Annotated in this window: 10 protein-coding genes and 1 pseudogene; 6 read left to right on the forward strand and 5 right to left on the reverse strand. The window is 44.9% G+C overall.

Going from position 1 to position 8,869, the window contains the following annotated elements; genetic code table 11:
* The 3 genes and pseudogenes from IM322_RS10555 to IM322_RS10565 form a co-directional block, all read right to left on the reverse strand.
* Positions 1 to 543 (reverse strand): annotated as a pseudogene (locus IM322_RS10555) (formylglycine-generating enzyme family protein); the annotation flags it as partial.
* A 38-nt stretch (positions 544 to 581) separates the two neighbouring features.
* Entirely contained in the window at positions 582 to 824 is a 243-nt protein-coding gene (locus IM322_RS10560) for a type II toxin-antitoxin system HicA family toxin (RefSeq protein WP_287676289.1), read from the reverse strand.
* On the reverse strand, positions 817 to 1,053 hold the full coding sequence (locus tag IM322_RS10565; RefSeq protein WP_287676290.1) for a type II toxin-antitoxin system HicB family antitoxin: 237 nt from the start codon (positions 1,051 to 1,053) through the stop codon (positions 817 to 819). The genes IM322_RS10560 and IM322_RS10565 overlap by 8 nt, the downstream gene beginning before the upstream one ends.
* 188 nt (positions 1,054 to 1,241) lie before the next feature.
* On the opposite strand from IM322_RS10565, the gene IM322_RS10570 reads away from it, so the two are divergent.
* The 6 genes from IM322_RS10570 (at position 1,242) to IM322_RS10595 (ending at position 6,544) form a co-directional block, all read left to right on the forward strand.
* Positions 1,242 to 1,889 carry a DUF3386 domain-containing protein gene (locus tag IM322_RS10570; protein ID WP_287676291.1) on the forward strand — a complete coding sequence of 216 codons (648 nt, stop codon included), beginning with the start codon at positions 1,242 to 1,244 and terminating at the stop codon, positions 1,887 to 1,889.
* A gap of 73 nt (positions 1,890 to 1,962) precedes the next feature.
* Positions 1,963 to 2,199: a NifU family protein gene (locus IM322_RS10575; RefSeq protein WP_286826460.1), complete on the forward strand. Its 237-nt coding sequence runs from the start codon at positions 1,963 to 1,965 to the stop codon at positions 2,197 to 2,199.
* A 201-nt stretch (positions 2,200 to 2,400) separates the two neighbouring features.
* Positions 2,401 to 3,489: an isocitrate/isopropylmalate family dehydrogenase gene (locus IM322_RS10580; RefSeq protein WP_287676292.1), complete on the forward strand. Its 1,089-nt coding sequence runs from the start codon at positions 2,401 to 2,403 to the stop codon at positions 3,487 to 3,489.
* A gap of 160 nt (positions 3,490 to 3,649) precedes the next feature.
* Positions 3,650 to 4,273, forward strand: a complete 624-nt coding sequence (locus IM322_RS10585; protein WP_287676293.1) for a COP23 domain-containing protein — start codon at positions 3,650 to 3,652, stop codon at positions 4,271 to 4,273.
* A 106-nt stretch (positions 4,274 to 4,379) separates the two neighbouring features.
* Entirely contained in the window at positions 4,380 to 5,309 is a 930-nt protein-coding gene (locus IM322_RS10590; protein WP_287676294.1) for a S1 family peptidase, read from the forward strand.
* Between the two features lie 29 nt (positions 5,310 to 5,338).
* A complete protein-coding gene (locus IM322_RS10595) occupies positions 5,339 to 6,544 on the forward strand; it encodes a tetratricopeptide repeat-containing S1 family peptidase (protein WP_287676295.1) in 1,206 nt (401 codons plus the stop codon).
* A gap of 21 nt (positions 6,545 to 6,565) precedes the next feature.
* Here the strand turns inward: IM322_RS10595 and IM322_RS10600 are convergent, their stop codons facing one another.
* A complete protein-coding gene (locus IM322_RS10600) occupies positions 6,566 to 7,171 on the reverse strand; it encodes a hypothetical protein (RefSeq protein ID WP_287676296.1) in 606 nt (201 codons plus the stop codon).
* A 49-nt stretch (positions 7,172 to 7,220) separates the two neighbouring features.
* Complete coding sequence (locus IM322_RS10605; protein ID WP_353737506.1) at positions 7,221 to 8,435, reverse strand: hypothetical protein; 1,215 nt, start codon at positions 8,433 to 8,435, stop codon at positions 7,221 to 7,223.
* Positions 8,436 to 8,869: the final 434 nt, after the last annotated feature.

Consider the following 8,869-nt stretch of genomic DNA (forward strand, 5'->3'; position numbering starts at 1 on the left):
CGTGCCATCATCCGGCGCTCCAGCATAGCTATCATGCCAATCGTCTTCGCACCACTCCCAAACATTGCCACTCATGTCATACAGTCCCCAACCATTGGGCTTTTTCTGTCCTACGGGATGAATTGTGCGATTAGAATTTTCCCTACCCCAAGCGTAATCTCCTAACTGATTATCATTATCACCAAAATAATAGCGAGTGGTTGTCCCCGCACGACAAGCATATTCCCATTCCGCTTCTGTGGGTAGGCGATAGGTTTTTCCAGTTATTTGACTCAATTTCTGACAAAAAGCTTGAGCACCGTTCCAACTAACGTTTTCTACTGGATTTTGGGGATTATTTTTAAAGTGAGAGGGATTGTTTCCCATCACCGCTTGATATTGTGCTTGAGTAATGGGATATTTGCCGATGGCAAAACTGTTGACTTTAACTTGGTGTGGAGGCTTTTCAGAATCGCTTTCAGAAGAACCCATGAGAAATTTACCTGCTGGTAAGCTTACCATCTCTAGTGTGACTCCCTTGGCTAGGTTTTCGGTAAATGAAGTTTTATTGCCTGGCGCTCCCGGCAACTACCTAACTTTTTCTATAAGTCATAGAAGTAAAGATAAAGCTCTGATTCTGGAATATATTGACTTGCTTGCCTAAAAATAGCGTAACAGGTTCCGGGATCAAGTTGCCGATGATTGGGAATCGTTAAAGTCTCCTTTCTCTCCGAGATGACACGACGCAATTTTATGTGACTTCCTCGTTGACTGTGAATAGTAAAACCAAATCGATCAAGAATTTTGATAATGTCTTTGCCGGATAGTTGTTTCAGCTTAGGCATATTCTGGCTGTAACTCAAATGTAATCTGTAGAGAAGGTTTGGCAACTAGACCGAACTCCCTGGGATCTTCTCCCTCTAAATGCAGTAAAATGGCTTCTTGGAGATTATTAACCACCTCGTCTAAGGTATTTCCCTGGGTGACAATCGAAATTTCCACGCATTCACCTACATATCCTTGTTGTTCACCAGAACGAATAATTGCGTTAACTTTTGGACTTAATTTTGTCATAACTGCTCATGTTTATTTTTTGCTTATTTAGATTTATGGCAATCGAGCAGGGGACGGGTCATTGTCCCATTCTAACTGACTTTTTCCTTAAGCTGTGAAATTCATCTAGTTTTCTAGAAATCTCGGCCAGAGGCGAAAAAATCAGCGACAATGATATAAATAGAGTTATCAACACAAGTAAAGCAATTATGACTGTAGCCACGACGAACGCCCGAGATATTTTCCGCTCCGCCTACGAAAACCGTTATACTTGGGATGAACAATTCCCCGGTTACACTGCTGATATTATCCTCACCCAAGGAGAGGAAGTCCATACGGGCAAAATTCAAGTTAATGCTGATTATAGTGTGGAAGTAACGGGCATTGATGACGAGAAAGTGCAAGAAAGTATCTATAATCAAATGCGCGACATCGTTACTCACCGTAAAAGAGGCAATTTTGAGGGTTCCCACGGCAAAAACCAGTTTAATTTCGGGGAAGATGATACCACCGGTGCGGTAGAAATTCTTGTCACCGGCGATGCTATGGGGTCTAATTATAAAGTCCGCGGCCAGGAAATCTGTCAAGTCAGTCGAGTCATGGGACCGATGGCTTTTACTATTAATACCCAGGAAAGTCTCGATACGGGGGAAGGTTATATTTCTATTCGCTATAATGCCATTTTCCGCAATGCTAAAACCGATGAATTAAAGGGAAAACGTGACTTTAAGGAAACCTACGAAAAAATCGGTAATTATTATTTACCCTCCTGTCAAGTAATTAACGCAATCGATGCCGGGGGCGAAAAATCCACCACAGAATTTACTTTTATCAATCTACAGCTTTTACAATCTTAAGGGTTATTCCCGCCCAAAAAGCGTTAGGATCGAGGTAACTACACTGTAATAAATCTCTGACCAGAGGCTGATTATGTCTTTAACACTGACCCCCAATAACGTCGAACAAGTCTTAGATGAAATGCGCCCCTACCTGATGTCCGATGGTGGTAACGTGGAATTAGTCGAAATCGACGGGCCAGTCGTCAGACTGCGTCTTCAAGGAGCTTGCGGTTCCTGTCCCAGTTCCACCGTAACCCTGAAAATGGGCATCGAACGTCGTCTCCGGGAAATGATTCCCGAAATTGCCGAAGTTGAACAAGCTTTCTAAATCTTGGGTTAATTAATTCTCACCACCGCCCGATTGACTAAGTTAAATTAGCGATCGGGCATAATATTGATTATATATTTTTTTCTGCAAGATTGATAAAATTACAGAATTAATTAAGATAAAAAGTATCTTTTTTAGCCAATTAACCAGACAATTAAGCATTAACATATACTTGAAAATTTTTATTAAAACTCAAAAATTATGACGGAAAATATCCCCACCATTGTGGTCATGCACGGCGACCAAACTGGAGAAGAACTATTACTAGAAGCCCTGAGAGTATTGCAACCCTCGATAATTCGTCAACCGCTTAACTTTGCCGATTTTGATCTTAGTTTAGCCCAGCGTCGCCAGAGTAACAATCAAGTGGTTTATGAGGCCGCCGAAGCGACTCTCAAAACCGGATTAGCCCTCAAAGCTGCTACTATTACCCCAGAAATTAAAGGGGATGTGGGCAGTCCCAACGCTATTTTAAGAGAAGCAATGAATTCTCAGGTAATTCTCCGCATCGGTCGCCGTATCCCCGGTATTCGTCCGATTGGGGGCGTTTATTCTCCCATTGCCATTGTCCGCATGGCCGTTGACGATGCCTACGGGGCCAAAGAATGGCGAGAAACCACGGCCACCAGCGATGAAATTGCCTATCGCACCTCGCGCATTTCTAGGGCTACCAGTCGCGCTGTGGCCGAGTTTACCTTTCAACACGCCAAAAAAACCGGGGCGCGGGTATTTGGCGGCCCAAAATTCACCGTCAGTGCCACCTACGAAGGGATGTTTAAAGAGGAATTAGACGCGGCAGCCCAAAGACATCCGGAAGTACGTTATCAACCCCTGTTAATTGATGCAACTTTTGCTCTACTTTTACAAACCGACGGCGAAGCTTTGGTGATTCCGGCCCTTAATCGCGATGGCGATTTATTATCGGATTTTGTCTTGCAACTCTATGGCAGTATTGCCGGGGCCGAAAGTTTAGTTTTGGGATTTGATGAGGAGACTTTAGCGGTTAAAACTATTATGGCAGAAGCTCCCCACGGCACAGCCCCCGCTTTAGAGGGCAAAAATATTGCTAATCCCATGGCGATGATTTTAGCCTCGGCAGCTTTGTTAGGTTATATCGAAACTAGCGAAGCGCGCAAGGCTTCTCGGGCGATTTATGAAAGTGTCTTTGAAACTATTCACGAGGGCAAAAAAACCCCCGATTTAGGGGGACAAATGACCATGAGTGAGTTTACCGATGAGGTGATTCGTCGCGTGGTCAGTAAGTTAGAAGTTTGGTCCGCTTTGGGGTAAAGGAACTAATGTGATTGCTCTCTTAAAGGAGTTTGAAGAAAAGCTAATCCAAAAAAATAAGAATTGTTGCAAAGGCCTTGCTTTTGTTTATTTTACGGAAAAACAAAAGCTACCTTTGAAGTGTATAATAGAGTCACTTTGCCGGATTAGGATAAGAACAATGAAACTACAAACTTTGACAAAAACTCTGACTATTAGTCTGATTGGTGTAGGAGCTGCCTTTACCTTACAATCACCGAGCCAAGCTCAAACCAGATTCGAGTGTCTTTTACCAGTGACAGGCCCCTATGTAGGAGTTCCCACAACCTATGTCAAAGTCGGCCCTGATGAACGCAAAGCTGTTATTCGTTGGGTTTCTCGTTATTCTAGCGGTTCCGGTTATACTCCCCAGCAACGGTGTCTAGAAGTCACTAGACGATTCAATACCCTTTACACTCGACCAGGCGGAATTGATATTATTACCACTGGCTATCTCAATGGTCTGCCGGTAATCTATTCCCCTAGTAATGGACGAGAACGGGCAAATAGCAGTAACCTATTATTTACCCTCAAGAGCGGGGAAAACGCAACCGAGAAAATCCAACAGCTATTTGACATCCGGGAAGGAGCCAGCAGCAGTCCTTTGTTTGAAAGCTCATCGGATTCTGCCACTGTCCATTTCAACAAATTCCTAGAAAGCGTTCCCGTGGAAACAAATCTGGCTACCGGTTCGTCTCCCTCTCCACTGCCGGCGACTTCTCCCGAACAATCGCCCCAAAAACCATCAGGCGGTTCTGTTTGGTAAACTTTTATAGTTCTATAGATAAGGTAGGTTGGGTTGACGCAAGGAAACCCAACGCCCGCTGTTTGGTAAACTTTTCTAGTTCTATAGATGGGAGCGTAGTGATCAAGTGAGTCGGCCTATAAAAAGAATTTTGGCTGGTGCGGGCGGTTTATTATTGGGACTGTCAACACCTTTGCTTGCTGTCCAAAGCTATGCTCCCGCTCTGGAACCTAACCAGGCCAATGCCCATAGCTCTCAACAACTTTCAGAACAACAGCTGCGTCAGTTAGCCAGAGCAATTACCGTTAAGGTGTTATCAGGGCAAGGCTGGGGTTCGGGCATTTTAGTCGAAAAACAGGGTGCTTCCTACAAAGTCCTCACTAATGACCATGTTTTAGGGCGGTATCGCTCTCAGGGTTGGCAAATACAAACCCCTGACGGCAAGATACATCGGGGGGAGTTGGTCAGAACAGTTCGCTTGAATAATTATGATTTAGGCTTAGTTTCTTTTCGCAGTAGCCAAGTTTATTCTATTGCTGATTTGGCTAATGTCGATGATCTCGCTATCGGAGATCAAGTTTTCGCCGCTGGTTTTCCCTTCGATGGCGATCGCCCGACAGAAGAGGGATTTACCTTCACCCTGGGTAAAGTGTCGCTTTTGAGTGATAAATCCTTTTCGAGAGGCTACCAAATCGGCTACACCAATAAGATTAAAAATGGCATGAGTGGCGGACCGCTGCTGAATCGGCAAGGTAAAGTTATTGGTATTAACGGGATTCATGCTTATCCTCTCTGGGGTAAATCCTACGTTTTTGCTGATGGAACAGTGACTTCACCGGCACTGTGGGAACAAATGAGTCGATTAAGTTGGGCGATTCCTATCGGGACTTTTTTACAATCGGGGTCATCTTCTCTATCTGCTTCCAGTCGGCAACGGTCTCCAGTGTCACCCCCACCGCTTCCCACCCATAGAGAACCCACTTTCTCGGAAGATTTTTCTTCTCCATCCCCGTCAACCCCAAGAGAAAAGAATCCCGCTCGCACACCACTCTGGTAAATTCCACTCAACTGTATTTTTAAACCAGAATGAGCAACAATTTCTTGAAAATTTCCGCCGCCCTAGTTAGTATAGCGGTGTTTGTGATTTCTCCTCAGATTGCTAAGGCATCAACAACTGAGCAGATAGAAAAAATTGCTGAAAAGATTACCGTTTTAATCCCCTCAGAAGAAGAGGGGGCGAATGGGAAAATTACTTCTAATGGCTCTGGATCAATTATTGCCAAAGAAGGAAGGGTTTATACTGTTCTTACTGCTAGTCATGTAATCTGTAAAGATGCTAGAGATGCCTGCAAGTTCTATTACGATCAACTAAAAATTATTACCTGGGATGGCAAGCAATATCCGCTCGATTACAATAGCATCAAAAAACTACCCGGAGTAGATCTAGCTCTCGTGCAGTTTCAGAGCGACCAAAATTATCAATTAGCGACCTTGGGTAACTATCAAGTAGCTGACGAACAATTTATTTTTGCTTCTGGATGGCCTGACCCGAAATTTATCGGCAAGCGGAAACGATTGTTCAATGTGGGGAAAGTGCTGCCCAAGGACATTACACCCTTGCTGAAAATATTTCCCCCGGAGTTGGGGTATGAGATAGTTTATACCAGTGTCACCTATGGGGGCATGAGTGGCGGTCCAGTGTTAGATATCAATGGACGAGTCATTGCGGTTCACGGACAAAATGAAGCCGAAAAAATCGAAAAGGTTCCCGTGCCAATTGGCTTTAGTCTCGCTATTCCCATCACTACTTTTTTGACATTAGCACCCCAGTCTGGCATTCAAGGGCAGATAAATGTCGAAAATTCGCCCCCCAATGCCTTATCTTTCCAAGAAATTGGGGATGAATTATACAAGGCTTTTGAAGTTCCCAATAAGAACGATACTAATCCCCTAAACTGGCTTAATCAAGGCAATAAAATGTGGCGGTTAGGACAATTAGCCCTCGCCTATGCCGCCTATGAAAAAGCCTTGCAACTCGATTCTCAACTCTATCAAGCTTGGTACGGTAAAGGTCTGGTCTTGACCTACTGGGAACGCCCCCAAGAGGCGCTCGCTGCCTACGAACAAGCTCTCAAAATTAATCCTAACTCCGATACTGCTAAAAAACTGCGAGACAAGCTCCAACAATCCTTAGGGGGAAGAAATACCCCTCCTGTAACTCCCCCACAGCCAACCACCGCGCCCACCGTGGAGCCTTCACCACAGCCCTCTAATCCAAGGAGACTATGGTGAAGTCAGAAGGGAGAATTCTGATTAGCTAATAGTGGCTTCCACCAATTTAGCTAAGGATGCTTGAATTGCTCGTAGTTCTGCGGGAGGATTACGGAGAAACTCTTCGTTACTGGCTAAAATCATCACATTATAGGCCTGCACCGCCGCCAGCAATTTAGCTGGAACTACCTTCTCATCCTTGGTCAGTCTCTCTAAGCTGGCCAATAAGTCTTCAATAACATTTAATGGCGGTGCGCCGGGGGCTGTGTAAAGAGCGGCGGTCACAGCATTGATATTATTACCCGCCTGAGCATCTCCTGTTAAGATGCTCAGTATCGATTCCTGAAAGGCTGGGGGAATCGGCGTACCCGTGGGGGAGGTTAAATTATTATCAGCTAACTGAGTGTTCACAGAAGCAGCCGCCTGATTAACAGAGATTTGAGCCGGTTCTCCCCCCTGAAATCCCGTCACCGTAACGGTGGTGGTGATGGGGAGAGTTTGACCGGCAAAATCACTGGTGGAAAGAATTGGTCCGGTGATATCGGATTGGTTGCCGGTTTGTGCCATAACGGGAGAGACTAGGGAATTGGTCAATAAAACCGCCGCCACTAGGGAAACTTGCCAATTGGTCAACCATTTCATCAACATGGTCTTTATCCTCATTCAAAAAAACTAAATTAGACAATGTAAAAACCGACTAACGGGGGAAAAAGTAATTGTAGCCGATACTCATGACGAAGCGAGCGCCGTCCCCGGCATTACCTGTTAAATCAGCACCCGCAAGGTTAACCGTCAAGGGGACTTTCGGGAAGGGAATCAGAGAAATACCTGCGTTTAAATCTTGACCCGACCATTCGACAATGGCCGAGACCGGTTCAACAATTCGTAAACCCGCACTAGCAAAGACACCGAGGGAATTTACCCCATCTTCGATGGCTCCTTCCGAGCGAAAACGACCACCACCAACACCCAAAGAGAGCGTCAATTGACTAAAGGGTTCTTTCGTTGTTTCTGTGAACTGAAAAAATTTGCTTACCACCCCGTAGATACTGCTACTGCCATCTGTCCCACCCCAGTTAATAGCGTTTTCAAATCCTAGGGCTACAGCAAAACCTTCTGGCAGAGAACGGTGAATTTTAAAGCTAAAACTACCCCGTCCGGCGTTATCACCAAAAAGGCTCAAAATCGCCAGAGTTACATCTAAACCGACAATTTTCTGGGGTTCTCCTAAACCGACCCCTAGAGCTAACCCACCATCTGCTTGATTGGTAAAACGGGTTCTCGACTGGAAACCGAAACCACCGAAAATCTGCCCAAAATTCGCTCCAAAACCGATGGGAGTAGAAATACTGGCACTAGGGGCAACCACAAATTCCGCCAGTTTCGCAGAAAGGGTTCGCGGTTCCTCAATCAGGAAATCTTGACGTAAACGCTGCAATTCGGGGGAAATATTGGGATCAACGGGGGTAGATGCCTGTGCTTGCCATTTTTCGACTTCTGGCGAGTTATTATCTCCTGCTGGTAAAAGCTGACTCGCTTGCATTGTCCCTAGATTCCCCTTCCATTCTTCTAGGGTTGAAATTGTCCTGGTCTTTTCTGTTGCTAAAGTATCGAGGGAAGATTTCTCTAGTTTATTTTCTAAGGGTGAGGGCAGATTACTATCGGCTAATCCCTCTGTTGTCAAGAAGGAATTGGTTGTCAGAACTCTTTCTCTCCTCTCTAATTCCACGGGGGAATTAATGATAATTTTTTCCTGGGATACCCGAATAGAACCAGCGTCAATGTCTAAGGGAGAAGGAAGGGCCTTCACCCCATCGCAAAGTATGGCTGTCCCCAAACAGGATGTGATGAAAATTCCTCCAGAAAATATCTGTCTCATCTGGTTGTTTCTTTTGGCTTTTTTTGACAACACTCTCAGCTTTCCTCACAGACGAAGTTAATTGGCAAGAATTGTAACTGATTTATTCTTAGATAGCAAGTTATTAAACCTGTTCGTTATCAATCATGGAATCCCCTAGATTTTTTCTTAGATAAGTAGGGAGGCACAATTATTTGTAGGATGGGTTAGCGGTAGCGTAACATGAGCGGGCGTTGGGTTTCATGCTTCAACCCAACCTACGTTCATCTTATATTTAATTCCACCCACCCACTTAGCAAGTTATTAAACTTGTCCGTTATCAACCATGGAATCCCCTAGTGCGCCTAATTGACATCCTCACCGCCGTAAACGGACGGTGATTCCCAAACCTCACGATTTAGGTTTCTGCTTCTTTCCCTTGCGGGGTTCCGCACCTGCCTTAACAGATTTACTCTGTTCTGGTCTTATGGTCGCTCTACAGACTGACA

This window comes from Microcystis sp. M109S1, from assembly GCF_020247025.1.
Classification (GTDB): domain Bacteria; phylum Cyanobacteriota; class Cyanobacteriia; order Cyanobacteriales; family Microcystaceae; genus Microcystis.

Coding starts and splice junctions, on each gene's coding strand:
- IM322_RS10560 (WP_287676289.1), bottom strand. CDS start 824: ATGCCTAAGCTGAAACAACTATCCGGCAAAGACATTATCAAAATTCTT.
- IM322_RS10565 (WP_287676290.1), bottom strand. CDS start 1,053: ATGACAAAATTAAGTCCAAAAGTTAACGCAATTATTCGTTCTGGTGAA.
- IM322_RS10570 (WP_287676291.1), top strand. CDS start 1,242: ATGACTGTAGCCACGACGAACGCCCGAGATATTTTCCGCTCCGCCTAC.
- IM322_RS10575 (WP_286826460.1), top strand. CDS start 1,963: ATGTCTTTAACACTGACCCCCAATAACGTCGAACAAGTCTTAGATGAA.
- IM322_RS10580 (WP_287676292.1), top strand. CDS start 2,401: ATGACGGAAAATATCCCCACCATTGTGGTCATGCACGGCGACCAAACT.
- IM322_RS10585 (WP_287676293.1), top strand. CDS start 3,650: ATGAAACTACAAACTTTGACAAAAACTCTGACTATTAGTCTGATTGGT.
- IM322_RS10595 (WP_287676295.1), top strand. CDS start 5,339: ATGAGCAACAATTTCTTGAAAATTTCCGCCGCCCTAGTTAGTATAGCG.
- IM322_RS10600 (WP_287676296.1), bottom strand. CDS start 7,171: ATGTTGATGAAATGGTTGACCAATTGGCAAGTTTCCCTAGTGGCGGCG.